The sequence below is a fragment of the Nisaea sp. genome, from assembly GCF_034670185.1.
In the GTDB taxonomy this organism is placed as follows: Bacteria; Pseudomonadota; Alphaproteobacteria; order Thalassobaculales; family Thalassobaculaceae; genus Nisaea.
Window position 1 is genome coordinate 411,571 of record NZ_JAXMNY010000003.1, and the last position, 24,959, is coordinate 436,529.

Here is a 24,959-nt window from a genome sequence, read left to right on the forward strand (position 1 = left end):
AACGCCTCAGGCGGCGAGATCCCGGGTCATGAAGACGCTGTACGGGTCGAGGGTGTAGCTCCCGAAAGGCGGGCATTCCTCGAACCCGAAACGGCTGTACAGCGCACGGGCCGGCGCGAAGGCTTCCATGGAGCCGGTCTCCAGGCTGACCTGCCGGTATCCGCGTTGCTTCGCCTCGGCCAGAATATGCTCGACCAAGACCCGGGCGACGCCCTTGCCGCGATGCTGTCGCGCGGTATGCATCGATTTCAGCTCGCCATGCTCCGTCGCGAGCTGCCGGAGGGCGCCGCACCCGAGCAGGCTCCCGTCCTGCCAAACACTCCAGAAAGTGATATCCGGGTGGCGGAGCCCGTCGAGATCTAGAGCGTGGACGCTTTCCGGCGGCGAATGTGCATTGCCATGCTCCATATGCGCGGACAGCAATTCCGCGATTTCCGGTCCGGTCAGGTCATCGACCCTAATCTCCATTTTATTTCTCCGGAGTTCATTCAAAACCGGAGCATATCGTCCGAACCAATTTGAGCTCAAGCTGGACGATAAATGCGAATGCGCCACATCATTCAGATGGATATGCATCAGGTGGGGAGAGTGCGATGAAGGTACTGGCGAGCGGCCTCGCGATTATGGCAATCATGCTGGGACTTTCCTCTAAGCTGGTAGCCGCGGAAGACTTGCGGATCTTTGATACCCACATTCACTTCAGCCACGATGCCTCGGAGCGATATTCGGCTGAGGACGCCGTGGATATCTTGCGGCAGGCGGGGCTTCGCAGGGCCTTCGTGTCCAGCTCCCCGGATGAAGGGACACAAAAACTCTACCGGCAGGCTCCGGACTTCATCGTGCCGGTCTTGCGTCCCTACCGGAAACGGGGCGAATTGCAGAGCTGGGTGGACGATCCGACCGTGGTGGGGATGGTGGCCGAGCGGCTTGCGGCTAATCGCTATGCCGGGATCGGAGAATTTCACGTCTCTGGCGCTGATGCGGATAAGCCGGCAGTTCGCGGCTTGGTCGACCTGGCGCGCACGCACGGGCTGTTTCTCCATGCCCACGCGGATGCCGATGCCATCGCCCGGATCTTCCGCCATGACCCGGAAGCGCGAATCCTGTGGGCACATGCAGGTTTCGAGGGCCGCGAGCGGGTTGAAGCCATGCTCGGTGCTCACCCGGAACTCCGGGCTGACTTGTCTTTTCGCTTCGAGCACGTCTCCAATGGGAAAATCTCTCCCGCCTGGCGCCGGACCTTTCTTCGTTTTCCTGAGCGCTTCACTATCGGCACCGATACTTACACACCATCCCGCTGGGAAGATGTGGGCGATTACATAACTTGGGTGCGAGGGTGGCTCGCTGACTTACCCGAACCTGTTCGCAATAATATTGCATACGGGAACGCTGAGAGACTGCTCGCCTCCAATCCGAACGCCATGTAGAGCTTTCGCTCGCTTGTGAAATTATTGTCGTGAGAGCGATTTAGACTTGCCCAGGCCCGAGGTGCGCGGCTTAGTATCCGCTAGTGCACTTAAAATAATTACGGTTTCGGCGTTCCAACGAAAACCGTATGGATAGTCGGGACTGCCTAAATATGGCCATTTCACTGCAGACTGCAGCGCTCAGCGCAATGCTAGCGTCGTTGTTGCTTGCCGCTGCATTGACGTATTTGCGGTCGATCCCGAAAGCCCCGGATGGATTGAGCTGGTGGGCCGGCGGGTTTTGGGCCTATTCCGGTGCAAATGGCTGCATCGCGTTCATTGCGCCGGAATACGGGGCAATCTTCCTTGAAACTCTGGTGGCCATGTCGGCTTTCATGCTGGCTGCCGGAACGCGCAGATTTCTTGGATATACAGTTCTGGCCCAGTTTGTTGTTCTGGGTATCAGTCTGACCGTTTTCTGGGTCCTCGCAGCCGAAGTTTTCCAGCTGCCGTTTCTCGTTCGAGCTGTTCCGGTCTTTCTCCTGTCCGCAGCCGGGTTGATCATTGCCGGCGGGTCGCTCTGGCGAAAGGCGGGTGCGGACAGCAAGGGAGCTGGATACCGGATAACGGGAGCCCTCTTTGTTTTCTGGGGACTGCATCAGCTGGATTACCCGTTTTTGCGCAATGTGGAGTGGTTTGCGCCTTACGGTTTTCTTCTGGCGCAGGTACTGGCCATCGGCTGTGCGTTCGGGCTGATGATCATTGCTCACCAAAGGATGATGGCGCGGTCCGAAACTGAAGCCGATGCGCGCCATGCTGCCGAAAGCGCCTTACTTTTGCAGCTCGACTTGCGGCAGAACATCATCGATGCCGTGCCAATGCCGATTTTCGTTGAAGACGATGCCGGTGTTTTGGTGAATGCGAACAGTGCGTTTGCGCAGCTTGCAGGCTGCAACCTGCCTGATGTCGCGGGAAAGAAGATCGACGAGATCTGGTCGGACGCGGGGATCGTGCAAGGCGCGGAACCGGACGCTGGACCCATGTCGGAAGGCCGGGTCCAGCCTTTCTCCACGGTGCTGTCTCTTCCTTCGGGGCAGGCCCGCAGCTACGCCGTTTCCAGAATGTCTCTGGCGATGCCGGACGATTCCCGGTCTGGAGCTGTCGTCGTCATGCAGGACATGACAGACCGCAATCGCACGGAGATGCAGCTACATGAAAGCGAGAAGCGGTTCCGGGATTTCGCCGAGGCGTCTTCGGACTGGCTGTGGGAAACCGATGCCGAGGGGCGCTTCAGCTATTTCGCGCATGGCGCACGGGACTACAGCGGACTGATCCCTGAAAGCAATCTCGGGCGAACCCGTTTTGAGGCGACAATCGAAGATCTGACTTCGGAGAAATGGCGAACGCATATCTCCGACATCGAAGCGCAGCGGCCATTTAGCGGGTTCCGGTATCTCTTGCACGGCGATGACGGCCATGAAGTCGCGGTGATGATCAACGGTATGCCGTTCTATGACGATGACGGCACGTTTCTCGGGTATCGCGGAACGGGCAGCGATGTGACCCGGCAGAGAGAGGCGGAGATTTCCCGTGACCGTGCCCTACTCGATGCCGAACGGGCGAACCGGGCGAAGTCTGAATTCCTCGCGACGATGAGCCATGAGTTCCGCACGCCGCTGAACGCCATTCTCGGTTTCAGTGAAATGCTCTCGCAGGAAGTCCTCGGTCCGGTCGGCGCGCCGGCCTACCGGGAATATGCCGATGCCATCAATGACAGCGGCAACCATATGCTGGCACTGGTGAATGACATTCTCGATATTTCCGCCATCGAGGCAGGCAAGCGGGTGATCATGAAGGAGGAAATCGGCCTCCTGGATCTGTTGCGGGAAAGCACTGTCGAAGTTTCCAAAATCGCGGCCGATAAATCGATCAATCTTGAGGTGGGGCTACCGGGTTCGCCGTTGCGGCTGTTCGCGGACCTCCGCTCCGTTCGTCAGATCATCCTGAACTTGCTGTCCAATGCCGTGAAATTTACACCGCAGGATGGCTGGATCCGGCTTTCCGCGCAGCCCGACCGGGGTGACATGATTGCTATCGTCGTCGAGGATAGCGGCGAGGGTATTGCGGCAGACAAGCTCCCCACCATCACAGATCCCTTTTCCCAGGCGAGCAATCATCCACATCACAGCCACGAAGGTACCGGGCTCGGCCTTAGTATCGTCAAATCTCTGGTTGAGGCTCACTCGGGCGAGTTGAAGATAGAAAGCACCCTCGGTGTCGGGACCAAGGTGACGGTCTGGCTGCATGCGGCACTCGGCCCGAAACCTGCGCTTCAGGAAACAACGTCGGTGGGGCCCAAGGTCGATATCGAAGAAGATCCGGACGACGACGCTTAGCCAAGGCTATCAGGGGCGTCAGGCGGGGCGTGCGTATGTCCGGTTGTTCCGGGGGCGATCTGTCTATACATCCTGAGCATTGAGCAGAACCGAAAACAGGTGACCTGATGTTTCGATCCTTCTTTCTGACCCGCGAATGGGCGGTCTGGTCGTGGGTTGGTATGGCGTTGATCTTCGGCGGCACCTGGTATCAGGTTCAGCTCGACGTCCAGATCAATGAATGGTTCGGTGGATTTTACGACACCGTCCAGAAAGCGTTGGGCGAGCCGGGCAGCATTACCATCGGAGAATTCTACAAGCTGCTTCTCACATTCGGGCAGATTGCCGGGATCTATGTTTGCGTCGCGGTCTTCCTCGGGTTTTTCACCAAGCACTGGGTGTTCCGCTGGCGCCAGGCGATGAACAACTTCTACATGTCGCACTGGCAGCGCCTGCGCCATATCGAGGGAGCGAGTCAGCGGGTTCAGGAAGACACCAAGCGATTTGCAAATATCATGGAAACGCTCGGCAGCAATCTGCTGGACTCCCTGATGACCCTGGTCGCTTTTCTGCCGATCCTCTGGGTCCTCTCGAAGCAGGTGAAGGAGGTGCCGTTCTTTGGCGAGGTGGAGCACGCGCTCGTTTACGTCGCGATCATCTTTGCCCTTTTGGGGACGGCGGTGCTGGCTGTGGTTGGTGTGAAACTGCCGGGACTTGAGTTCAACAACCAGAAGGTTGAGGCGGCTTACCGGAAGGAGCTGGTCTACGGGGAGGATCACGAGGACCGTGCAACACCGCCGACCGTGTGGGAATTGTTCCAGAATGTCCGGCGGAACTATTTCCGGCTGTTTTTTCACTACATGTATTTCGACATCGCCAAATGGAGTTATCTGCAGTTTGGCGTTCTGGTGCCCTATATCGCCCTTGCGCCGACAATTGTTGCCGGGGCCATCACGCTTGGCGTCATGCAGCAGATTGTCCGGGCGTTTGGTCGGGTGGAATCATCCTTCCAGTTCCTGGTCAGGAGCTGGGGAACCATTGTCGAGCTGATCTCCGTCTATAAGCGTCTGCGCGCCTTCGAGGCTCAGCTTGCAACGCTGCCGCCGGAACCGCAGCCTGAAGCGGCGGAGTAACTCAGAGCCGGAGTGCTCGCGAAGCGCTGCAAGCTCGTGCGTTTAGTCTGACCTTTCAGGACTTGCTAACGGGTCCAATGAGCCGCCAATAGGCAGCGCTGGACCGGTGCTCCGTGGCTGGATTTAATAATCAGATTTGTTCTTGTAATCAGTCTCAGATGATAGCCGATCTCAAGCTTTCGCGAAAAAATGGATCAAGATTATCCCCTTATGCTTGTGGGCTCGCTTTCGAGCGCCCGCTTCTGGGCGGCTATCCGGAACTGCGCGTTGCTTGCGCCGTATCCTGAGTATCCACCTCTCCGCTCGACGATTTCGAAGAAGAAGCCTTCGCCGTAATTGGGGCTGTAGATCTGGAAATACTCACCTTGCTCGTCTCTGTCGTAGAGAATGCAGGCGCTTTGAAGGCGCGTGAGCAGATCTTCGTCGAGTGCAAAACGGGCATCCAGGTCGTCATAGTAATTCGGTGAAATGGCGAGGGGGACGAAGCCGGTTTTCTTCAAGAGCTCCGCGGTTGCGAAAATGTCGTCGGTCTTGAAGGCCACATGCTGTACGGCGGACCCGAAGCTTTCCGAAATGAAATGTCCGGCAAGGGTCTTGTTGTTTTCCGCGCCATTCAACGTGATGCGGAGCGAGCCTTCCGGGTTTTCAATTGCCTGGCTGCGGACCAGTCCGGCGGGATCGACAACATCGACCATCGGCGTTTTGCGGGTATCGAAGATCGATGTGTAGAACAGCAGCCAGGTCAGCATTTCCTCGTAGTTCATGGTCTGGGCCAGGTGATCGATGCTGGTCAGGCCGACATCCAGACCCGGAGCCTGATCGTCTTCCGGCTTGAACTCGATCTCCCAGACCCGGGCAAGGTCGCTGTGGCTGTCGAGGAAATGCATGATCCCGCCGCCAACCCCCCGAATGGCGGGGATGCTCAACTCGCCGGGGCCGACGGGTTGCTCGAACAGCGTCGCGCCGAGCTGGCGGGCCCGTTCCACTGTGGCGGTCGCGTCTTCCACCTTCAGGCCGATATCGCAGACGGTTGTGCCGTGAACCAGATAGGACGAATGGGCAAAGCCTTCGCGCTCGGTATTGATGACGATGTTGATATCGCCCTGGCGCCAGAGCCTCACGTCCTTTGCGATGTGCCGTCCGGCTTTCTTGAACCCCAGCGCCGTCAGTTGGGAGCAGAGCTCCTCGGCCTCTTTTTCGTCCGCCGCGAATTCGATGAACTCGATACCGGAGGCCCGGACCCGGTCCGGCATCTCCGGAACGTCCATCACGATGCCCGGCTCGGAGCGTTTGACCCTGTCCATCAGATAGACAAGGGAGCGGTGCCCATCGATGGAGATGGTCTTGGGGGAGCCCCCACGGAACTGATCGTTGAAGATTTCGAGGGAGACATAGCCGTCGTACCCGGTGGCTGCGACGGCGCTCATAAACTTGGTGACGTCGAGATCGCCTTCGCCCGGCATGCAGCGGTAATGCCGGCTCCAGTGGAAGAGATCCATGTCGATCGCCGGCGCGTCGGCAAGCTGAACGAAAAAGATCTTGTCGCCCGGAACGGACCGGATGGAATTCGGGTCAAGATCCCGCGCGAGTGTGTGGAAGGAATCGACGATCAGACCGATATTCGGATGATCGGCCCGGCGTACGATCTCCCAGGCGTCCCGGTGGTCGTTGATATGGCGGCCCCAGGCGAGGGCTTCATAGCCGACACGAATTCCTCGTTTGGCCGCCCGCTCGCCAAGTTCGGCGAAATCCGCTGCCGCCCGATCGATGCCGCCGAGCGAGAGTGGTGAGACGTTGGAGCAGATCAGCACGAGGTCCGCGCCGAGTTCCCCCATCAGGTCGAACTTCCGTTCCGCCCGGTCAAAGGTGCGGGTGCGTTGCGGCTCGGGCATGCCTTCGAAATCACGGAAAGGCTGGAACAGGGTGATTTCCAGGCCGTGGTCGCGCACCAGTTGCCCGGCGTCGCGGGGCGATCCGTCGAAGGCGAGGAAATCGTTCTCGAAGATCTCGATGCCGTCGAAACCGGCTGCGGCGATGGCAGCCATTTTCTCCTCGAAGTCACCCGAGATCGAGACCGTGGCGATGGAGGTTTTCATCGGTGTCATATCTCCTTAGGTGCGGGAGTTGTCGTAGTTTTCTTGCGGTCTTTTATGCACATTTGGCTTTAAGCCAGGCGCACATCCGGCGCAGGGATGCTTCTGCCTCGGGGCAGTATTCCAGCGCCCGCAGATAGCCGTGGATCAGGCCTTCACCTGCATCCCGATTAACCGGTACTCCTGCCGCTTCAAGTGCGTCCGCATAGGCGGCGCCGCTGTCACGCAGCGGGTCGTATTGGGCAACTGCAATGTAGGCCGGAGGCAGTCCGGCATGGTCGTCGGCTGCGAGCGGGGCGATATAGGGATCGCTGTTCAACTGCTCTGCATCCGCGCAGTAAAGCGCGTTGTTCCCCGCCATGCCGGCGACTTTCAGCAATGGACCGTTCGCGTTCTCGGTATAGGACGGCCGGGTGCGGTCGAAATCGCAGGAAGGGTAGGCGAGCAGCTGCGCCTGCAGTGGCAAGTTCAATTCGCGGCACTTCAGGGCTGCCGCCGCCGCGAGGTTGCCGCCGGCACTGTCGCCGCCGATGGCGATCTGGGCCGGATCGATGCCGAGTTTTCCGGCATTGTCATGCGCCCATTGTACGACCGACACACATTGCTGGAACGCGGCGGGATAGGGATGTTCCGGAGCGAGCGCATAATCGACGCTGATCACCGTCTGCCGGTTCCAGTCGGCGATCCGGGATGTGATGTCCCAGTGTGTCTCCGGGCTGCCCTGCATCCAGGCGCCGCCATGCATATAGATCAGCGCGGCTTGCGGAGCGCTGTCGGCATGACGGAATATCCGAACACGGACGGGACCGCCGGGGCTGTCGATCCAGTGCTCCTCGTCCGTCTCCACATTCTCCGGCGTTTCCAGCCGCATTTCGCGGGCGATGGCCTCGAATCTGATCCGGCGGTCAGCCGGTGTGGCGCCCGGTGCCAGGCTGGCCCACTTGCCGTCCCAGACGTCGAGAAACCTGAGGATGCCCGGAAGAATCCGGCGCGTTTCGTCCAATGAATTAAGCACGTTGCGTCCTTTGTCCGTATCGGTCCGCATGACGAAGCGCAGGATCATGTCACCGACATGCCGGCGCAGCATCTGCTGGCCCCTGGGGCTGAACAGGTCGTCACCGAAAATCCGGGAGAATGTCGACCGGTTTGAAACGTTGAAATAACAGAGAGCCGAGATGTGCCAGTGCAGTTCAAGCGCCGTCAGTCCGCGCCGGAACAATCCAAGCTCGCAGCCGCGCGCATAGATGTTCTCAAGCAGCCGGATCGCCGAGCTGTTCTGCCCGACGATACCGTCGGACCGGGACATATGTTCTCCGTTATGGATGTTCTCGATGGTTACGAGGCGGACGAAATTGACCGCGTTGCGATGGTGGTCGAAGGTGAATTCAGCAAGCTGCCGCAGGGCTTCTACCGGCGGCATTTGGGTCAGATCAAGGGCGTCCTCGGACCGGCGCATTTCCTGATAGGCGTCTTCCAGAGCGGCCCGGTAGAGGCCCTCCTTATCGCCGAAATAATAATAGATCATCCGTTTCGAGGTTTTGGTCTTGGCCGCGATCTCCGAAATGCGGGCACCTGAGAGCCCTTTCGCCGCGAAAATCTCGCGTGCGATCTGGAGAATATTGGCCCGGACCGCGTCGGGGTCCTGCTTCCACCCTTTGCGAAACATTTCGCCTGGCTGCTCTGCCGACGTGTCAACTTCGCCCAACATTTCCTCCCTTCATGTTCTTCAGTTTCTTTCGTTGGGCTCAGCATAACGGAGTACTGAAGCGGCTGCGCCCTTCGTGCCGACCCGGGCTTCCCGGGCCCGCTATGAGGGGCTGACGGCATCACTATTGACATATTTAACCGCTGTGAACAATATCGAGAAAAATGAGCCAGACTGTTAACGGTCATGGACATAAGGGATGGGCGTTGTGGAAGTTGAAGTCGATGGCATCGGTGAAGCCTCGCTGCCTGATTGTGTGCTGGCGGGCCTGATTGGCAACAGCATTCAGGCCTCGCGGACTCCTAGGATGCATATGGATGAAGGTGCGGCGCTCGGGCTTTCTTACGAGTATCGGCTGATCGATCTGCCGCGCGATCTGGGGGAGGCGACACTCGCCCGGATCCTCTCTGATCTGGAGGATGCCGATTATTGCGGCGTCAATGTAACCGTTCCGTACAAAAGAGACATTCTGACGCACCTCGATGCGCTTTCCGATGACGCGCGCGCGGTGGGCGCCGTCAATACCGTGCTGTTCACCAAGAACGGCAGGATCGGGCACAACACGGACTATTGGGGTTTTGCTGAAAGCCTGCGGCGCGGCCTTCCGGATGTGGCGCGCGATAAGGTGCTGCTGATGGGGGCAGGCGGTGCCGGCCATGCCGTCGCGCATGCCCTGATCGATGGCGGCGTCGGAACGTTATTGGTTTGCGACACGAACCGGGATCTGGCCACGTCCCTTGTCTCCGAGCTGAACGAGCGCGTCGGTGCCGGGCGCGCCGAGCTTGTCGAGGATGTCGCAGATGCGGCTGGATCTGCCGACGGCATCGTCAACGCAACCCCGGTGGGGATGCTGAAAATGCCGGGAATGCCAATCGACGGCGCGCTTGTCGAGCCCCGTCATTGGGTGGCGGACATTGTCTATTTTCCATTGGAAACAGAGTTGCTGGCACATGCCCGGGCAAAGGGGTGTGCGGTGTTGTCGGGTGCCGGTATGGCGCTCTTTCAAGCCGTCCGGGCTTTCGAGCTGTTCACCGGCGTTACGCCGGATGCCGACCGGATGAAGGCGGTGTTCGACTCATTCGACTGACCGTCGCGGAACGCAGGGTCCGCAAAATTCGTAATAAAGGGAGGAAACAATGCGAAACCGAACGATGAAAAGCACCCTTCGAGGTGCTGTTGCCGCCATGGCTCTTCTGGTCACATCGGGGGCAGTCAATGCCGCCGACAAGGTTGAGATCATCTATTCCGACACCGTTCAGGAAACGGACCGCCGCAGCGGTATCCTGAAGGAGCATTTCGCTGGTTGTCTTGGCGACGGCTTTGAATTCAAGCCGTATTTCGGCGCCACTCTGTTCAAGCAGGGCACCGAGTTGACCGCGATGCAGCGCGGCAACCTCGATATGGCCAACCTCGCCAGCTACGACTTCGAGAACCAGGTTCCGTCTGCCTCCATTCTTGGTACCGGCTATCTGTTCCGTGGCTATGAGCACATGCGCAAGGTGTTCGATGGCGATGTGATGGACGGTTTGTTCAGTGAGATTCAGGAGAAGACCGGGGTCAAGGTCCTAGCTAATCCCTATATAGGCACGCGCCACGTCAACATCAAAGGTGACAAGAAGATTATGACGCCGGCGGACATGGCTGGCATCAAGCTGCGCATGCCAGGCGGTGAGGGCTGGCAGTTCCTGGGCAAGGCGCTCGGCGCCAATCCGACGCCGGTAGCGTTCACCGAAGTCTACACGGCGCTGCAGACCGGTACCGTCGACGGGCAGGACAACCCGTTGCCGACCAACAAGCAGATGAAGTTCTACGAGGTGACGAACCAGATCATCCTGACCAGTCATCGGGTCGCCACAAACATCTTCGCCATGTCAGGCAAGAAATGGAACAGCCTGAACGACGCGCAGAAAGCGAAGGTCAAGGAATGCTCCATGCAGTTCCAGGCTGCCATGGACAAGAGCACGCTCGGGCTTGAGAAGGAGATGGCGGACTTCTTCGAGAAAGAAGGTTTGAAGCTCTACAAGCCGGACATCGATGCGTTCCGTAATCACGCGCTCGATATGTACAAAAACTCCGACTATTCGAAGAACTGGCCCGCCGGACTCCTCGAAAAGATCAACAAGACCTAAAATCCAAGGCGGCACCGGCGCTTTTGCGGCGCCGGTGCCGCTGTCTTTTCCGGAGGGACCGCTTTGCTGGGTTGGCTTTCGCGTCGCGCCGAGAATTTTCTCGCGCTGGTACTCGCTGCATTGTTCGCGAGCTTTCTCATACAGATTGTTTTCCGCTACGTGCTGAACCTGCCGCTGGGCTGGACGGTCGAGATGGTGTCGATCTGCTGGCTGTGGGGCATTCTGTTCGGCTACGCTTTTGTTGTCCGGGATAGCGACATTATCCGGCTGGACATCATCTACGACATGTTCCCGCGCGGCGGACGCCGGGCTCTTGACGTGATCACGGGCATGATATGCGCCGGTATATTTGCCTGGACGCTACCGAATGCCTGGGAATTCATCGATTTCATGAAGATCGAGAAGACGGCCTATATCCGGCTGCGCTTCGATTATGTCTTCGCCATTTATGTCCCCTTTGCGCTGGCCGTGATTTTCCGGTCCCTGCGCAGTGTCTGGTATGGCCTGTCCGGCAAAGGCCCCGCCTTCAGCCCTACGCACGGGGCGGAGACCCACGATTATGATTGATCCGTTTACAGTCGCACTCCTGCTCATCCTGTTCCTGGCTTTCGGCGGGCTCTCGATGGGGCTGGCGATGATCTGCGGCGCCTTCACCTATCTGCTGCTTGGCGGTTTCGATCCCTCGATCGCCTCCGAGACGCTGCTGCAAGGGCTCTTCCACGGCTACACGCTGCTTGCCATTCCGCTCTTTATCCTGGCTGCCGACATCATGAATATCGGCACCCTGGCGGATCGCCTGCTGCGGTTCAGCCAGGCACTGGTCGGGCGTTTCAAGGGCGGGCTCGGCCATGTGAACGTGGTCTCGTCGCTGATTTTCTCCGGCATGTCCGGCTCCGCCGTCGCCGATGCCGTCGGCATGGGCAAGATCATCATCACCATGATGACCAAGGACGGGAAATATACCGGCTCCTATGCCGCTGCCATCACGGCGGCCTCGGCGACAATCGGACCGATCATCCCGCCCTCCATTCCCATGGTGCTTTATGCCCTGGTCTCGGATCAGTCGGTTGGCTACCTGTTCGCCGCCGGCATGTTGCCGGGGCTGCTTATGGGCGTCGTGCTGATCATCATGAACATGATCATCGCGCACCGCCGGGGTTTTGCGACCGACGAGGCCATCCCGTTGCGGGAGCTGCCGGCGACGACTTTCCGCGCCATACCGGCCCTGCTTCTGCCGGTCATTCTGCTGGGCGGTATCTATGGCGGCGTGATGACGCCGACGGAAGCTGCTGCCGTGGCCGCATTCTATGCCCTGTCAATTTCGGTGCTGCTCTACCGCTCGGTGACCTTCAAGGGCTTCTACCAGGCACTGCTCGGCTCCGCCCGGTCTACGGCAACGGTCGGTATCCTGATCGCTGGAGCCCTGACTTTCGACTATGTGGTGACGCGGGAGAACGTGCCGCAGATGATGGCTGATTTCCTCGCACAGTATGATCTTTCGCGTGTGGGTTTCCTGCTGGCCATCAATTTCATGTTCCTGGTCCTCGGCTGCATTCTCGAATCCGGTGCGATCCTGCTGATCATCGTGCCGATCTTCCTGCCGACGGCCCAGGCGCTGGGTATCGATCTGGTGCATTTCGGTGTCGTTGCCGTGGTCAATGCCATGCTCGGCCTGATTACTCCTCCCTATGGCCTTCTGCTCTTCATCGTGGCCTCGATCACGAAGCAACCGCTGATCCGGATCGTCAAGGATCTGCTGCCTTTCCTAGCCGCTCTCCTGGTTGCACTTGGCGTGATTACCTTCGTGCCCGACTTCGTGCTCTTCCTGCCGCGTCTGCTTGGCTACAAGGGGTAGACTCACTGGCTTCGCCATCCAGCGACATGCATCTTCAGGTTGTGTATCGCTGGACTGGACGTCGTATGACGGGCAACATTGCTGACCTATGTTCAGGAGCTTCCGGGCGCTCTGAGAGATCGGAATGGCTGGAAGATGGAGTTGAGTGAACTCGATTCGGCCTCGACTCTTGGATTGCGTGCAGGCTTAGTCGCCCCATAGGCCTTGAGAAAAGAGCAATGGGGCGGAAGATCGATGAAGAAATCATCTCCGGGTTTGAAAGAATCCGACTTCCACGACGCTGGTGGAGAATTGGTGCTGCGGCGTATCGAGCCACTATTCTATTCCAGATTCCCAGCCTTATCGAATATCGCCATTGCGGCTTTGATCTGCATTGCCGCGAAAGACCATGTCCCGCTTGAGTATCTTTTCGGATGGCTCCTGTTGATGGGGGGCGTCTCCACATACCGGATCATTCTCAACGGACGCTTTAGCCGCTCGGAAGTCGGCAGCTCTGACGCGCCGATGTGGGAGCAGCGCATGTTCCTGTGTGCGGCTGCGCAAGGATGCATCTGGGCGGCGATCGGTCTTGCCATAGCGATCTTTCCGATGCCAATCGAAGTCCTTGGCGTTGTGTTGATGGCAGCCTGCGGAATGCTGGCAGGCGCGACCTTCACCATGACGGGCAGTCAGAAGGTCTTCCGGGCCTTTGTTCTGCCGGCCGGGATCGGCCCGACAATCGGCATCGCCTTCATGGACGGAGATGCCGGTCTTGTTCTGGCACTCATGGCGGTGGTCTTTCTGGTTGTCGTGTTGATCTGGGGGTGGACCGTTTCAAAGGCGGCAGACGAGCGCCTGATGCTCGCTGCCGAGAAGGAGCACTTGCTTGCCAACCTCGAGCTGGCGCATCGGGAGGCGGAACTCGAGAAGGACCTGAAGCAGGAAACCTTCAACAAGCTGGGGCATGAATTGCGAACGCCGCTCAACAGCATTATCGGGTTCGCTGAAATCATTGGCACTGAGGCTGTTGGTCCAATCGGGAATGCCAAATACAAGGAATACGGATCACTCGTCGCAGAGAGTGGAAAACATTTGTCGAACCTGATCGACGAAATGTTGAACCTGGGGAAAAACGAGAGCCTTCAGGCATCGATCGATAAGGAGCCTGTGGATGTCGAGGAGATCATGGTCTTCTGCCGGGATTTGCTGGCTCCACTGGCAAGAAGGGGCGGTGTCGAGCTGCATGTCGTGCCTGCAGGGCATGGCGCCCCGCTGATCATTTCGGCAGAGCGTCTCAAGCTGCGTCAGGTTCTGATCAACCTGATCAACAACGCAATCCACTACACCTTGCCGGGCGGGCGGATTGACGTCGCCTTGAAGAGGAATGCCGACGGGTTTCTGGAAATCAGCGTTTCGGATACGGGTATCGGGATGGCCGAGGCTGATATTCCCAAGGCTCTGGAACCTTTCAATCAGCTCAAGGACGGTAAAAAGCATAACCCGGACGGAAAGGGTATCGGGCTTGCTCTATCCAAGAAGTTCGTTGAACTGCATGGCGGCAGTCTGAACATCGAAAGCACATTCGGAGTCGGCACGACAATCCGCGTCCTGCTCCCCGCTGGAGCGGAAGCATAAGAGCGCGGTGTTGGGCTGTGCATCGCAGCAGGGATATGGGCGTTTGATCTTGCTGCGGAGTGGGACAGGGATTAAATACGGCATCCCCAAAAGAAAAAATGCCGAGAACCCTTAGGTTCCCGGCAAGTTGAACAGGGAGGCTTCACGTCTGGGAGACGTAGGATCCCGAAGGACCCTCTACTTCAGGCGGGGGCCTGAAGGTCAGATGCTGCAAAGCAGCACCGTGATAATGATTTAGATATGTCTATAAGACGTTAACGACCATGCATTTTTGTTCAGTTCCGATATGCAAAAAATGCATAGCCATTCGCCTTCATATGTCAAATTAGTGAAATGAAATAAATTGCGAATCAAAACCGGTATTCCCATTCGGCTTTAATATCGTTACGCCAATGGTGGGGTAGGCCGTTATTCCACTATGCTCAAAACTGCGTCAGTGCGACTTCCTGAATGAGAAAGTCGCGCAATACGGTAATTCTTTTCGAGTGCCGTAGCTCTTCCGGGTAAACAAAATAGGCCGGGACCTGAGGGCCTTCGAGATCCGGCATAATGCGCACCAGGCTGCTGTCTTCCTGGGCCAGGTAATCCGGTATCGCGGCAATGCCGACGCCGCCCTGAACGGCGCGCAGGATCGCATAGTAATTATTCACCGAGAAGGTGTTCATATGTGTGCGCCGGTTGCCGCCCGTCGCGACGTCGCGCAGCCAGTTCACGTTGGGAAAGGGCGGGTGCGGCGTATCACCGTAAAGCACCAGGCGATGGTCTTGAAGGTCTTCCGCAGTCTGCGGCATTCCCGCATGTTTCAGATAGGACGGGGCAGCGTAGAGGTGCAGTTTTATATTTTTTATATGGCGCTGAATCAGATCCGGCTGACGGGGCGGTGTCAGGCGGATGGCGACATCTGCCTGGCGCATGCCAAGATCCAGCTCACCGTCATCGATGATCAGATTGACCGTGATCTCCGGATAAAGTTCCAGAAATTTGCCGATGCGTGAAGCAAGCCAGGTTGAGCCGAAGGCGACCGGTGTGGTGATCTTCAGCGGGCCGCGCGGCAACTCCTTGCCTTCCGAGAGGCTGGCTTCGGCGGCGGCAAGCTTGGCGAAGACATCTCGCGCTGTCCGATACAGGGTTTCGCCCTGCTCGGTCAGAATCAGGCCGCGCGCATGTCTGTGAAAGAGCGCGACCTTGAGTGAGTCTTCGAGTTGACTGATTTGCCGGCTGACAGCGGACTGGCTGAGATTAAGGGTCTCACCTGCGTGCGTGAAGCTGCCTGCCTCAGCAACGGCATGAAATACCCGGAGTTTGTCCCAGTCCATGGCCATGATGAACCGATCTCGCCTTTTTAGCTCACTGTTCCGCGCGTTATTCTAGGCCAGAGGAGTCCTGTGGGCCAGAGGAACACGATGTAAAAAGCACTTTAAGGCAAAAGGGTTATCGGATCGTTACCGGGTCGGCCGGAATTACTCCGCCGCTACGGCAGCCTGATCCTCAAGCGCGGCGATATATTTCTCCGCTTCCAGCGCCGCCATGCAGCCCATTCCTGCCGCCGTCACGGCTTGCCGGTAGACCTTGTCGACACAGTCTCCGGCCGCATAAATGCCGGGAATCGAGGTTCGCGGGCTGCCGTTTTCGGTGATCAGATAGCCCTCGTCATCCGCTTCGAGCGCTTCTATGAACGGCTTTGTCGCCGGATCGTGACCGATGGCGACGAAGAATCCGGTCGCTGCGATTTCGGAAACGTCGCCGGTTTTCAGGTTCTTGATGCGCGCGCCTTCGACACCGGCCATCGGGCCTTCTCCGCCGAGCACTTCCTCGACGGCGCTGTCCCAGACCACATCGATCTTCTCGTGCCGGAACAGGCGCTCCTGCATGATCTTCTCGGCGCGCAGTGTGTCGCGGCGATGCACCAGCGTCACCTTGGAGGCGATATTGGCGAGATAGAGAGCTTCTTCGACCGCCGTGTTCCCGCCGCCGACCACGATGACTTCCTGGTTGCGGAAGAAGAACCCGTCGCAGGTGGCGCAGGCGGACACGCCTTTTCCGCTGTATTTCTGCTCGCTCTCCAGACCCAGCCACCGGGCCTGCGCGCCAGTGGCGATGATCACGGCGTCGGCGACGAACGTGTCGCCGCTATCCATCGACAGCGTGTATGGCCGTTTGGAGAAATCGACGGAGGTTACGAGATCGTAGACGATCCGCGCGCCGACATGTTCGGCCTGTTTCTGCATCTGCTCCATCAGCCAGGGGCCTTGGATAACATCCGCGAACCCGGGATAGTTTTCCACCTCGGAGGTGATCGTCATCTGACCGCCTGGCTGTAGGCCTGCGAGCACAACCGGTTTGAGGTTGGCGCGGGCTGTGTAGATGGCGGCGGTCAGTCCGGCGGCGCCGGATCCGATGATGACAATTTTCTCGCGGTGTTCGGTCATGGGGGCGGGCAGTCCTGCTATCTGGGGGCGTCTCGGCCGGTCTCTGAGGGTTCCTTCGAACATAAGCAACAGGCGAGAGCGGAACAAGCCGCCCGAAGGTCATTCATAAGAAGATCCTGCATGTTTAGGCAGTTCGTCGTCGCAGGATGTCCAGGAAAGCCGCTCATCCCAGTAAACGTGAAATGCGGGAGTGACCGAATCCGGATCTTCCAGTGTTGCCGCGAAGAAATGGATTTCATCGGCGAACCGGTCGGAGCGGTAGGCAATAGGAGTTCCGCAATGCCCGCAGAACAGGCGCTCCACGCCGGGCGAGGATGTGAAAATCGCAGGGGGCGTTCCTGTGAAATGCGCGGCTTCCCGGGGAACGCCGATATAGGTGGTGTATGCGGAGCCTGTCTGGCGTCTGCAGCTCTCGCAGTGGCAATGGCCAACCCAGTTCGCCGGGCCGGAAAATGTGTATCGGGTCGCGCCGCAGAGGCAATGCCCTCTCTGTTCGATCCCGGCATTCGCCATGCCTATGCTCCACGGTTACGTGATTGTTCAAAAGCTGATTCTTGACAGCCACCAACCACGCCGTCATGTCTCATCTGGATCCAGAAATAGCCCCAGCATTGGAATGCAATCCATGCCCGATTGGCCCGCTTGGCTGACAGCCCTTCTTCTCGCGACCAATCTGGTGTCGCTGGTAGCGCTCTTCTTTGTTACCCGCCGGATGCTGAAGCTCCGCCGACAGAAAAAGCGTGCCTTTGCCTTTTCGGAATATCCCGTTCGGAAAGTGAAGCTGGAAGAGGTCGCGCCCTGTTTCGAGATGACCCGGTACGGGCCGAGCCCGGACTCCGAAGTCCGGTTCATCGGCGGGGAAGGCGTGGTTGCGTCACTCTCCGACCGGGAGTCCTGGGTCATGGCGGCGCTGGCGAAGAATGTGAAACGGGTCTTCGAATTCGGCACCTGCTCCGGCAAGACCGCGCATGTGTTTGCGCAGAATGCCGCGCCGGACTCGGAAATCTTCACGCTGACGCTGCATCCCGACGATCTCGCCGCGACGGAATTCGGATTAGGGGATGACAAGGAACACCGGGACATCGCGGTGGCCGAGTCTTCTTTCGAGACATTTTACTACAACGGCCAGCCTTCGGAAAAACACATAAAGCAGATCTTTTCCGACAGTAAATCCTATGATGAGGAGCCGCTGCGCGGTTCCGTGAATTTGGTTTTTATCGATGGCGCACACACCCGTTCCTATGTCGAGAGCGACACCCGCAAAGCACTGAACATGCTGACGGATGACGGGGTGATCCTGTGGCACGACTACAAACCGGATGCACCGGATGTGTTTGCGTTTCTGAACGAGCTGTCCAGGACGTTGCCGCTGATGCATATCGCGGATACCAACCTGGTAATGTACCGGCGCGAGAAAGCATCCTGAGTTTGTGGATTATCGGAAGTCTGAGCAGGAATAGTGCGCCGTAAAGTCTGATGCGCCCGTCTGTGCTCCGGGAGCTCTGTGCTGAAGCGTATAGAGGCTGAGTCCGAGGACGACATCGATCGTTCCATCCGACGATGACATTGGCAGCATCAACCGTTCCGCCCGCCAGGTTTCCTGAGATGCGAGCTTTTCTTCGACTGCGCCATACATAAGGGCCGGGCGGCCCACGATCTCAAGCCATCGCCCGCGCATGGCCGGGTAATCGACAGTCCCGACGATTTCGCACAGGGTGCGGCCGCGAATAATTTTTCCCCAGGCACCGTTCACGGTTTCGCCGGCTAGCTGGCAGACAAAATCGCCCCTATTCAGGTCGAACCTGTAAATCCAGACAAATGGCAGCAAAGAGGGAATGGAGTTGGGAGAGAAGGCTTTGCGCTGTGGCACCAACGCGTCCCCGCGTGCATCCAGCCAGGCCCCAAAGAACGCAAACAGGCTGTCATTCGCATGTGGAATGCGCCTGCGGAGTTCCGTCAGGGCTTTTTCTTTGCCGGTTTCGTTCATCTGACCGCAGAGCTGTGATCGAGTGTTGCGTTACCCAAGATACTTTAGAAAGAGTATCATGTTGCTTTCTAAAGGCGCTTTTTGCCACAGCAATTTCGGTCAGAGTCTGGGCGACACCGTTTACGGGACGATTTTCGGCTAGTTACGTAATTGTCCGGGTGCTGGTCTTCAGGTGAACAGCCGTTCACCTTCCATGCCCTTGTAAAGACCCGCCACCTGCTCGGCATAGCCATTGTAGAGCAGGGTCGGTATCCGTTCGTTGCCGCCGCCAAGCGGCCGTTCTGAAGCCTGGCTCCAGCGGGCATGCGGAACCTCGGGGTTCACGTTCGCCCAGAAGCCGTACTCGCTCTTCTGCAGCTCCTCCCAGAAGGAAACAGGGCGCTCCGAGGTGAAGGTGAAGCGGACGATGGATTTGGTCGATTTGAAACCGTATTTCCACGGCACCGCCAGCCGGAGCGGTGCGCCGTTCTGCCGTGGCATCGGCTTGCCGTAGATACCGGTGGCGATGAAGGCGAGATCGTTCATCGCCTCTTCGATGCTCAGCCCCTCGATATAGGGCCAGGGGTACCAATGCTGCTTCTGGCCCTTGGCATTATCCGGGTCCATGAAGGTTTCCATGCGGATATATTTCGCCGAGGAGAGCGGCTCCGCCAGTTTGACCAGCGCTGACAGCGGGAATCCGCTCCACGGCACGACCATGGACCAGGCCTCGACGCAGCGAAGCCGGTAGACACGCTCTTCAAGTGGCATCTGATCCAGCAGATCATCGATATCTATTGTCTTCGGCTGGGCAACCTCGCCGTCCAGAGTCACGGTCCAGGGGCGGATTTTCAGGGCCTGGGCGGCGCGGCTGATATTCTTGTGGCTGCCGAACTCGTAGAAATTGTTGTAGCTGGTGGCAAGGTCCGGATCGGTGATCGGCCGGTCCGGTCCGCCATCGGCGAAGGCCGGGTTCCGTTTCACCGGATAGAGGTGGGAGGAGGGATCGGGCTCCACGGAGGCGAGCTGTTTCGCTGCATCCGCCTCGGCGCTCGCCTCGTCGCTGCAACCGGCCAATGCGGCTGCCGAGAGAATCATCGGCCCGGCCGCGAGGCCTTTCAGCAGGGCGCGCCTGTTGTGAAAGACGGATTCAGACGTGACCGCCCGTTCCGGCAATTCCCAGCCCTTCAATCGCTTCAGCAGCATGATGTTCCTCCGACGATACCAAACTCAGGAACAGACATAGGGCAGGCAGCCGGACACGGCTACTCACGTGCCAGTGAGAGGGCCGTGTCCGGAATGGTGCGGCCTTGGGCTGGGAAGTGTTGAGCGGCCTAAGCCGCGAGTGTTTCTTCCAGCGCGAGCACGTCGAGGCAGGCTCCGGCGGCTTCCCGGCCCTTGCCGACCATATGCTCCCGGAAGAACCGGGTATGGTCCTCGGTTTCGTGGAAGTGGTGCGGCGTCAGCACGACGGAGAAGACCGGCACGCCGGTATCGAGCTGCACCCGCATCAGCCCGTCCACCACAGCTGAGGCGACGAAATCGTGCCGGTAGATGCCGCCATCGACGACGAATCCGCAGGCAATGACAGCGGCATAGCGCTCGCTGGCGATCAGCTTCATGGCCGTCAGCGGGATTTCGAAGGCGCCGGGGACGCGGAAGCAATCGATCTTCGCTGTATCGAAGCCGCGCTGCTTCATCTCGTCGATGAAACCGTCCCGGGCTCGGTCGGTCATGTCGCTGTGCCAGCTTGCCTGGATGAAGGCGATCCTGTCGCCGGACGCGATGCCTGTATCTTTTGGTGAGGTCGTCATTATCGGTTCCAACTCCATGTAAAACTCACTGGAATCGAGGCCGAGTACAAACAGGGGGACGGAACCCGCGAGGGCCATCTCCGCTCCCATGCCGTTCTCTCTCATCCGGACTGTGACCGTCGGCTTCGGAGTTACACCGAATCTGCTGACCCCGGCCGAAGCCGGGCGCTCGCGGGCTTCATGGGCTTTCCCATTCACAGGTTGGCCCATGTTACCGCCGGTGGGGAGTTTCGCCCCGCCCCGAGAACAATGCCGTCCCTCGCGAGACGGCGGGCGGAGCCTAGCGCTGACACCATCTTCGGGCAATCCCGAATGAGCAGGGAGCATTTGCCTCTGGCTTTGCCTCTGTCGCGTCCTATCTTCACGGCCATGAAAGATCAGGAACGCAATTCTCTGGGCGGCCGCGTGAAGCGGTACGCGCGGGTGACCGGAGCTGTTGGCGGCCTCGCGGCGCGGGTCGCGGGCGAGCGCTATCTCGGAATGAAGCTGGACAAGGGCACGCACGCGGCGGAGCTGCGCGAAGCCCTGGGTGGTCTCAAGGGCCCGCTGATGAAAGTGGCGCAAATTCTGGCCACCATCCCGGACGCGCTGCCGAAGGAATACACCAACGAGCTGGTGCAGCTTCAGGCCGATGCGCCGAGCATGGGCTGGCTGTTCGTCAAGCGCCGGATGAGCCGGGAGCTGGGTGCCGGCTGGCAGCAGAAATTCGGCAGCTTCGAGCATGACGCGGCGGCGGCGGCCTCCCTTGGCCAGGTGCACAAGGCAACGGATGCGGACGGCAACGCGCTGGCGGTGAAACTGCAATATCCGGACATGCAGTCAGCCGTCGAGGCGGACCTGCGCCAGTTGAAGCTGATCTTCTCGATCTATGCCCGCTACGACAAGGCGATCCATACGGACGAGATCTACAAGGAACTCTCCGCCCGGCTGCGCGAGGAGCTGGATTACCAGCGCGAGGCCCTGCACATGGCGCTCTACGGCCAGATGCTGAAGGACGAGGCGGGCGTGCATGTGCCGCACAGCGTCGATGCCCTGACTACGCCGCGCGTGCTGAGCATGAACTGGCTGGAAGGCGCCAAGCTGCTCGATTTCATCGCCGCGCATGACGATCAGGAAAGCCGCAACCGCGTCGCCCTCAACATGTTCCGGGCCTGGTATGTGCCGTTCTACGAATACGGCGTGATCCACGGGGACCCGCATCTCGGCAACTACTCGGTCCGCCCGGACGGCTCCGTCAACCTGCTCGATTTCGGCTGTATCCGCGTCTTCCCGCCGAGCTTCGTCAAGGGCGTCATCGATCTCTACAACGCCCTCTCAACCGATGACGAGGCGCTGGCGGTCCATGCCTATGAAAGCTGGGGGTTCCAGGGGCTGGACAAGGAAACGGTATCGGTACTGAACATGTGGGCCCGCTTCATCTACGCCCCGTTGATGGAGGACAAAGCCCGCCGCATCCAGGAAACCAACACCGGCATGTATGGCCGAGAGGTGGCGGAAAAGGTCCATGTCGAACTCCGCCGCCTGCAAGGCGTCAAACCACCCCGTGAATTCGTCCTGATGGACCGCGCCGCGATCGGGCTCGGCTCGGTGTTCCTGCATCTGAAGGCGGAAGTGAATTGGTACCGCCTGTTCCACGATCTGGTCGCGGATTTCGATGTGGATGCGCTGGCGAAGCGGCAGGCGGCGGCGCTGAAGGAGGCGCGGGTGCCAGCGGCGGAGTAGGTGTTTTTTTGCGTGATCCGACGGGGGCGGATGCATAGTATCCGGTGCAAAGGAAGTGCATCGGAGACCTGTCTTGTGTTTCGCTGATATGCGCCGGTTCGGCCATCTGGACATTGCCACGGCACTCGCATCCGGCGGCGCCCCTATCCCGCCGGAGGAGCTGTTCGAGGTGCCGGAGGGTGCGCCCGCGCATGAGGTGGCGGACAGCATCGCGGGGCTGCGGGCGGAATGGGCGGCGCTGATGGGCGAGCGGCAGCGGGCCGGCCGGGAAGCGGCCCGGGCCCGGGCGACCCTGGCCTCGCTCCGGGCGGAGCAGGACAAGGTGGCGGCCGTACTGCCGCTGCTGACGGAGCGGGTCGACGGCCAGCGCATCCTCTTTGAAAAACAGCTGACGCAGAAGTCAGTCTATCTGGAGCATGAGCAGGCGCTGCTGGAGACCCGGCATCAGGGCCTGGTGCTGGACAAGCAGATCGAGGAAGCGCAGGCGACGCTCGCCAGCGCGGAGGCGACGGCGGAGAACCTGCTGCTCGCCTTCGAGGCACAGCGCCAGCGCGCCCTGGCGGAAGCCCGGCAGAAGGCGAATGCGGCTATGCAGGAACGGATCAAGGCAAGTGACCGGGTCGGCCGCCTGACCCTCGCGGCCCCGGTGGCGGGGGAGGTCACCGGCCTCTCGGTGCATACGCTCGGCGGCTATATCCAGCCCGGCGCGCCGCTGATGCGGATCGTGCCGGACGGGGACCGCCTGACGGTCGAGGCGACGGTGACGAACCGGGATATCGGCTTTATCGAGATCGGCCAGCGGGCGGCGGTGAAGGTTGATGCCTTCAACTACATGCGCTACGGCAGCATCGAGGGAAGGATCGTCAGCCTCAGCGCCGACGCTGTCGTGCCCCAGGACGCGAACAACGCCGCCGGCGCGGCGGGCGCGGCCACAACCGGCCCGCAGGCGGCGCCGCAGATGCTGTCCTACACGGCGCGGATCGAGATCGAACGAGAACATCTGAACGTGGACGGCAGGGACGTGCGCCTGGTGCCGGGCATGTCCGTGACGGCGGACCTGCTGACGGGGGAGAGACGGGTGCTGGAATATGTACTGCAGCCTGTACTGCGCTATGCGAGTGAAGGGATGCGGGAAAGATGAAATTAATGAACACATTATTCAGTATTTTATAATGGAGGTTTTTTCATGTCTCTAGGATTAACAATTTTATTGCACGGTCAAGTAAGATTTCTAGTGTGGATGGTGCATCCAGCATCATGGGTTGGTGTTGTTGTGGCATTTTTTCTTTTAATTGCAGATTTACGAACTTTATCAATGTGTGTGTTTTTGTTTTGTTTTCTTACATTTGTTTCATCATTATATTTAGTTTTTTATAATAATTTATCGGAAATAAAATATTCCATAACATATAATATTCTATTCTTTTTGTCGTTCTTGTTTTCATTTATTTATTTAATATCTTTATGTGCTTTGTTTGATTTTGTTTTCGTAAGTCGTGTATTAATTTTTGTGTTGGTGGTTATGCCTGCGATTTTTTTCTGGATTGGAAAATTGCAGTGTAGAAGCCGGAAGTTACTAGATGAACAACGTGATCAGATAATTTGATTTGGGAAGGCCAGAGTAAATGGTTGATAATGTATTAATGCCGTCTACTGGAGTGAGAATTAAGGGGACACACACCTTAATTCAACTAATGTCAGTTGTTGTGGAATTAAGGGGACACACTACTTAATTAGATGCGCCGCCAGATCCACAGAATTAAGGGGACACACCTTAATTCACACCTTGGGAATTAAGGGGACACACACCTTAATTCACACCTTAATTCCGCATCTCATAACAGGTCTGTCGCGTCCGTCTTCGGGCCCGGTTTCCGCTTTCTGAGTCTTCTGCCGAGCCGCTGTTCCAGATCCTTCAGAAACCCGTCGCTCCCGAGCGGTCGCCCTGTCCGTTCGTGGCGCCGGATCAGATCCGTCAGTTCCGGCGCGATGCCGCCATCCAGGAAGCGCCGCCAGTCCCCGATCATGTCCGGCAGGTCTGACGTGAGGATGCGGTCGGCGGCACCTCTTTGCTCCGCTGCATCGAGACCGAGATGAGCGCGGGCGCTCGACCAGACCCAGTCTTCCGGCCGGGCCGCGAGCCGGGCGCGCACCGGGTTCAGCTCCACATAGCGCGCCGCCGCGATCAGATGCGCGTCGTCGAGCGGGAAGGAGGCGAACCGGCCCTGCCAGAGGTAGCCGCGCCAGCCTTCCCGCAGATTGACCCGGTGTGTGTAGCGCTGGTGTGCTTCACCCAGAGCTTCTGCCAGACCGCTGGCCGTTTCCGGCGCAAGGACGAGATGGACGTGGTTCGGCATCAGGCAATAGGCCTGGAGCGCAACGCGGGCACGGGGCAGCGCCTCGGCCAGGATTTCCAGGTAAGCCGTGTAATCCGCATCGGAAAAGAAAGTGGTCTGTCTCCGGCTGCCCCTCTGCGTCACATGATGGGCGAGACCGGGCACGACCACGCGCGCCAAACGTGCCATGCCGGTGTCATGGGAGGAGCGGGGACGGAATTAAGGCGTGTGTCCCCTTAATTCTCCCCTTAATTCTTTTAATTAAGTCGTGTGTCCCCTTAATTCTCAATTCCGTGTGTCCCCTTAATTCTCAATTCTCCTTTGAGAGAGGCCCATCTGAGAAAGTCCGTCGCCGGGACCGCGTGCGAAGCCTGCGTCGCCT

21 protein-coding genes and 1 riboswitch are annotated in these 24,959 nt (G+C 58.9%); of the genes, 11 read left to right on the forward strand and 10 right to left on the reverse strand.

Features of this window, described 5'->3' with window-relative positions; all coding sequences use genetic code 11:
- Positions 1 to 6: 6 nt before the first annotated feature.
- Positions 7 to 468 carry a GNAT family N-acetyltransferase gene (locus tag VOI22_RS15460; RefSeq protein WP_323797351.1) on the reverse strand — a complete coding sequence of 154 codons (462 nt, stop codon included), beginning with the start codon at positions 466 to 468 and terminating at the stop codon, positions 7 to 9.
- Between the two features lie 125 nt (positions 469 to 593).
- Here VOI22_RS15460 and VOI22_RS15465 point away from each other — a divergent pair, with 125 nt between their 5' ends.
- From VOI22_RS15465 to sbmA, 3 genes are all read left to right on the forward strand, one after another.
- Positions 594 to 1,427 carry an amidohydrolase family protein gene (locus VOI22_RS15465; RefSeq protein ID WP_323797352.1) on the forward strand — a complete coding sequence of 278 codons (834 nt, stop codon included), beginning with the start codon at positions 594 to 596 and terminating at the stop codon, positions 1,425 to 1,427.
- A gap of 152 nt (positions 1,428 to 1,579) precedes the next feature.
- Complete coding sequence (locus tag VOI22_RS15470; protein ID WP_323797353.1) at positions 1,580 to 3,802, forward strand: ATP-binding protein; 2,223 nt, start codon at positions 1,580 to 1,582, stop codon at positions 3,800 to 3,802.
- A 107-nt stretch (positions 3,803 to 3,909) separates the two neighbouring features.
- Positions 3,910 to 4,914: a peptide antibiotic transporter SbmA gene (gene sbmA / locus VOI22_RS15475; RefSeq protein ID WP_323797354.1), complete on the forward strand. Its 1,005-nt coding sequence runs from the start codon at positions 3,910 to 3,912 to the stop codon at positions 4,912 to 4,914.
- 200 nt (positions 4,915 to 5,114) lie between these two features.
- On the opposite strand, the gene VOI22_RS15480 is transcribed toward sbmA, so the two are convergent.
- Positions 5,115 to 7,010, reverse strand: coding sequence for a bifunctional sugar phosphate isomerase/epimerase/4-hydroxyphenylpyruvate dioxygenase family protein (locus tag VOI22_RS15480; protein ID WP_323797355.1), 1,896 nt, complete (start codon positions 7,008 to 7,010; stop codon positions 5,115 to 5,117).
- A 52-nt stretch (positions 7,011 to 7,062) separates the two neighbouring features.
- On the reverse strand, positions 7,063 to 8,715 hold the full coding sequence (locus VOI22_RS15485) for an alpha/beta hydrolase fold domain-containing protein (protein ID WP_323797356.1): 1,653 nt from the start codon (positions 8,713 to 8,715) through the stop codon (positions 7,063 to 7,065).
- Positions 8,716 to 8,911: 196 nt separating this feature from the next.
- Between VOI22_RS15485 and VOI22_RS15490 the strand changes: the two genes are divergently transcribed.
- The 5 genes from VOI22_RS15490 (at position 8,912) to VOI22_RS15510 (ending at position 14,310) form a co-directional block, all read left to right on the forward strand.
- On the forward strand, positions 8,912 to 9,799 hold the full coding sequence (locus VOI22_RS15490) for a shikimate dehydrogenase (RefSeq protein ID WP_323797357.1): 888 nt from the start codon (positions 8,912 to 8,914) through the stop codon (positions 9,797 to 9,799).
- Positions 9,800 to 9,848: 49 nt separating this feature from the next.
- Positions 9,849 to 10,841 carry a TRAP transporter substrate-binding protein DctP gene (dctP, locus tag VOI22_RS15495; RefSeq protein WP_323797358.1) on the forward strand — a complete coding sequence of 331 codons (993 nt, stop codon included), beginning with the start codon at positions 9,849 to 9,851 and terminating at the stop codon, positions 10,839 to 10,841.
- A 63-nt stretch (positions 10,842 to 10,904) separates the two neighbouring features.
- On the forward strand, positions 10,905 to 11,408 hold the full coding sequence (locus VOI22_RS15500) for a TRAP transporter small permease (protein WP_323797359.1): 504 nt from the start codon (positions 10,905 to 10,907) through the stop codon (positions 11,406 to 11,408).
- Complete coding sequence (locus VOI22_RS15505) at positions 11,401 to 12,696, forward strand: TRAP transporter large permease (RefSeq protein ID WP_323797360.1); 1,296 nt, start codon at positions 11,401 to 11,403, stop codon at positions 12,694 to 12,696. Before VOI22_RS15500 ends, VOI22_RS15505 begins: the two co-directional genes overlap by 8 nt.
- A gap of 234 nt (positions 12,697 to 12,930) precedes the next feature.
- Positions 12,931 to 14,310, forward strand: a complete 1,380-nt coding sequence (locus tag VOI22_RS15510; RefSeq protein ID WP_323797361.1) for a HAMP domain-containing sensor histidine kinase — start codon at positions 12,931 to 12,933, stop codon at positions 14,308 to 14,310.
- Positions 14,311 to 14,732: 422 nt separating this feature from the next.
- On the opposite strand, the gene VOI22_RS15515 is transcribed toward VOI22_RS15510, so the two are convergent.
- The 3 genes from VOI22_RS15515 to VOI22_RS15525 form a co-directional block, all read right to left on the reverse strand.
- The gene (locus VOI22_RS15515) at positions 14,733 to 15,626 is read right to left on the reverse strand and encodes a LysR family transcriptional regulator (protein WP_323797519.1); all 894 of its coding nucleotides are present in this window, start codon (positions 15,624 to 15,626) and stop codon (positions 14,733 to 14,735) included.
- Between the two features lie 144 nt (positions 15,627 to 15,770).
- Complete coding sequence (gene trxB / locus VOI22_RS15520) at positions 15,771 to 16,739, reverse strand: thioredoxin-disulfide reductase (RefSeq protein WP_323797362.1); 969 nt, start codon at positions 16,737 to 16,739, stop codon at positions 15,771 to 15,773.
- Positions 16,740 to 16,838: 99 nt separating this feature from the next.
- On the reverse strand, positions 16,839 to 17,252 hold the full coding sequence (locus tag VOI22_RS15525; protein WP_323797363.1) for a GFA family protein: 414 nt from the start codon (positions 17,250 to 17,252) through the stop codon (positions 16,839 to 16,841).
- Positions 17,253 to 17,364: 112 nt separating this feature from the next.
- Here VOI22_RS15525 and VOI22_RS15530 point away from each other — a divergent pair, with 112 nt between their 5' ends.
- Positions 17,365 to 18,165, forward strand: coding sequence for a class I SAM-dependent methyltransferase (locus VOI22_RS15530; protein WP_323797364.1), 801 nt, complete (start codon positions 17,365 to 17,367; stop codon positions 18,163 to 18,165).
- 9 nt (positions 18,166 to 18,174) lie between these two features.
- Here the strand turns inward: VOI22_RS15530 and VOI22_RS15535 are convergent, their stop codons facing one another.
- The 3 genes from VOI22_RS15535 to VOI22_RS15545 form a co-directional block, all read right to left on the reverse strand.
- On the reverse strand, positions 18,175 to 18,726 hold the full coding sequence (locus tag VOI22_RS15535; RefSeq protein WP_323797365.1) for a PAS domain-containing protein: 552 nt from the start codon (positions 18,724 to 18,726) through the stop codon (positions 18,175 to 18,177).
- A gap of 168 nt (positions 18,727 to 18,894) precedes the next feature.
- Positions 18,895 to 19,911: a protein-methionine-sulfoxide reductase catalytic subunit MsrP gene (msrP, locus tag VOI22_RS15540; protein ID WP_323797366.1), complete on the reverse strand. Its 1,017-nt coding sequence runs from the start codon at positions 19,909 to 19,911 to the stop codon at positions 18,895 to 18,897.
- A gap of 128 nt (positions 19,912 to 20,039) precedes the next feature.
- Positions 20,040 to 20,519 (reverse strand): 6,7-dimethyl-8-ribityllumazine synthase, encoded by a 480-nt coding sequence (locus VOI22_RS15545; RefSeq protein WP_323797367.1) that lies wholly within the window; start codon positions 20,517 to 20,519, stop codon positions 20,040 to 20,042.
- An 89-nt stretch (positions 20,520 to 20,608) separates the two neighbouring features.
- Positions 20,609 to 20,771, reverse strand: a riboswitch (FMN riboswitch).
- Positions 20,772 to 20,888: 117 nt separating this feature from the next.
- On the opposite strand from VOI22_RS15545, the gene VOI22_RS15550 reads away from it, so the two are divergent.
- Together VOI22_RS15550 and VOI22_RS15555 are read left to right on the forward strand one after the other, a co-directional pair.
- The gene (locus VOI22_RS15550) at positions 20,889 to 22,241 is read left to right on the forward strand and encodes an ABC1 kinase family protein (RefSeq protein ID WP_323797520.1); all 1,353 of its coding nucleotides are present in this window, start codon (positions 20,889 to 20,891) and stop codon (positions 22,239 to 22,241) included.
- Between the two features lie 73 nt (positions 22,242 to 22,314).
- A complete protein-coding gene (locus tag VOI22_RS15555; RefSeq protein WP_323797368.1) occupies positions 22,315 to 23,382 on the forward strand; it encodes an HlyD family type I secretion periplasmic adaptor subunit in 1,068 nt (355 codons plus the stop codon).
- Positions 23,383 to 24,076: 694 nt separating this feature from the next.
- Here the strand turns inward: VOI22_RS15555 and VOI22_RS15560 are convergent.
- Positions 24,077 to 24,766, reverse strand: a complete 690-nt coding sequence (locus tag VOI22_RS15560; RefSeq protein WP_323797369.1) for a transposase — start codon at positions 24,764 to 24,766, stop codon at positions 24,077 to 24,079.
- Positions 24,767 to 24,959: the final 193 nt, after the last annotated feature.

Bases quoted from the DNA above. Each gene is read 5' to 3' on its own strand.
- VOI22_RS15480 (WP_323797355.1), bottom strand. From the start codon at position 7,010: ATGAAAACCTCCATCGCCACGGTCTCGATCTCGGGTGACTTCGAGGAG.
- VOI22_RS15515 (WP_323797519.1), bottom strand. From the start codon at position 15,626: ATGGACTGGGACAAACTCCGGGTATTTCATGCCGTTGCTGAGGCAGGC.
- VOI22_RS15535 (WP_323797365.1), bottom strand. From the start codon at position 18,726: ATGAACGAAACCGGCAAAGAAAAAGCCCTGACGGAACTCCGCAGGCGC.
- VOI22_RS15490 (WP_323797357.1), top strand. From the start codon at position 8,912: ATGGGCGTTGTGGAAGTTGAAGTCGATGGCATCGGTGAAGCCTCGCTG.
- VOI22_RS15460 (WP_323797351.1), bottom strand. From the start codon at position 468: ATGGAGATTAGGGTCGATGACCTGACCGGACCGGAAATCGCGGAATTG.
- msrP (WP_323797366.1), bottom strand. From the start codon at position 19,911: ATGCTGCTGAAGCGATTGAAGGGCTGGGAATTGCCGGAACGGGCGGTC.
- VOI22_RS15525 (WP_323797363.1), bottom strand. From the start codon at position 17,252: ATGGCGAATGCCGGGATCGAACAGAGAGGGCATTGCCTCTGCGGCGCG.
- VOI22_RS15530 (WP_323797364.1), top strand. From the start codon at position 17,365: ATGCCCGATTGGCCCGCTTGGCTGACAGCCCTTCTTCTCGCGACCAAT.
- VOI22_RS15505 (WP_323797360.1), top strand. From the start codon at position 11,401: ATGATTGATCCGTTTACAGTCGCACTCCTGCTCATCCTGTTCCTGGCT.
- VOI22_RS15465 (WP_323797352.1), top strand. From the start codon at position 594: ATGAAGGTACTGGCGAGCGGCCTCGCGATTATGGCAATCATGCTGGGA.
- VOI22_RS15485 (WP_323797356.1), bottom strand. From the start codon at position 8,715: ATGTTGGGCGAAGTTGACACGTCGGCAGAGCAGCCAGGCGAAATGTTT.
- VOI22_RS15550 (WP_323797520.1), top strand. From the start codon at position 20,889: ATGAAAGATCAGGAACGCAATTCTCTGGGCGGCCGCGTGAAGCGGTAC.
- dctP (WP_323797358.1), top strand. From the start codon at position 9,849: ATGCGAAACCGAACGATGAAAAGCACCCTTCGAGGTGCTGTTGCCGCC.
- sbmA (WP_323797354.1), top strand. From the start codon at position 3,910: ATGTTTCGATCCTTCTTTCTGACCCGCGAATGGGCGGTCTGGTCGTGG.
- trxB (WP_323797362.1), bottom strand. From the start codon at position 16,739: ATGACCGAACACCGCGAGAAAATTGTCATCATCGGATCCGGCGCCGCC.
- VOI22_RS15470 (WP_323797353.1), top strand. From the start codon at position 1,580: ATGGCCATTTCACTGCAGACTGCAGCGCTCAGCGCAATGCTAGCGTCG.
- VOI22_RS15545 (WP_323797367.1), bottom strand. From the start codon at position 20,519: ATGACGACCTCACCAAAAGATACAGGCATCGCGTCCGGCGACAGGATC.
- VOI22_RS15560 (WP_323797369.1), bottom strand. From the start codon at position 24,766: ATGGCACGTTTGGCGCGCGTGGTCGTGCCCGGTCTCGCCCATCATGTG.
- VOI22_RS15510 (WP_323797361.1), top strand. From the start codon at position 12,931: ATGAAGAAATCATCTCCGGGTTTGAAAGAATCCGACTTCCACGACGCT.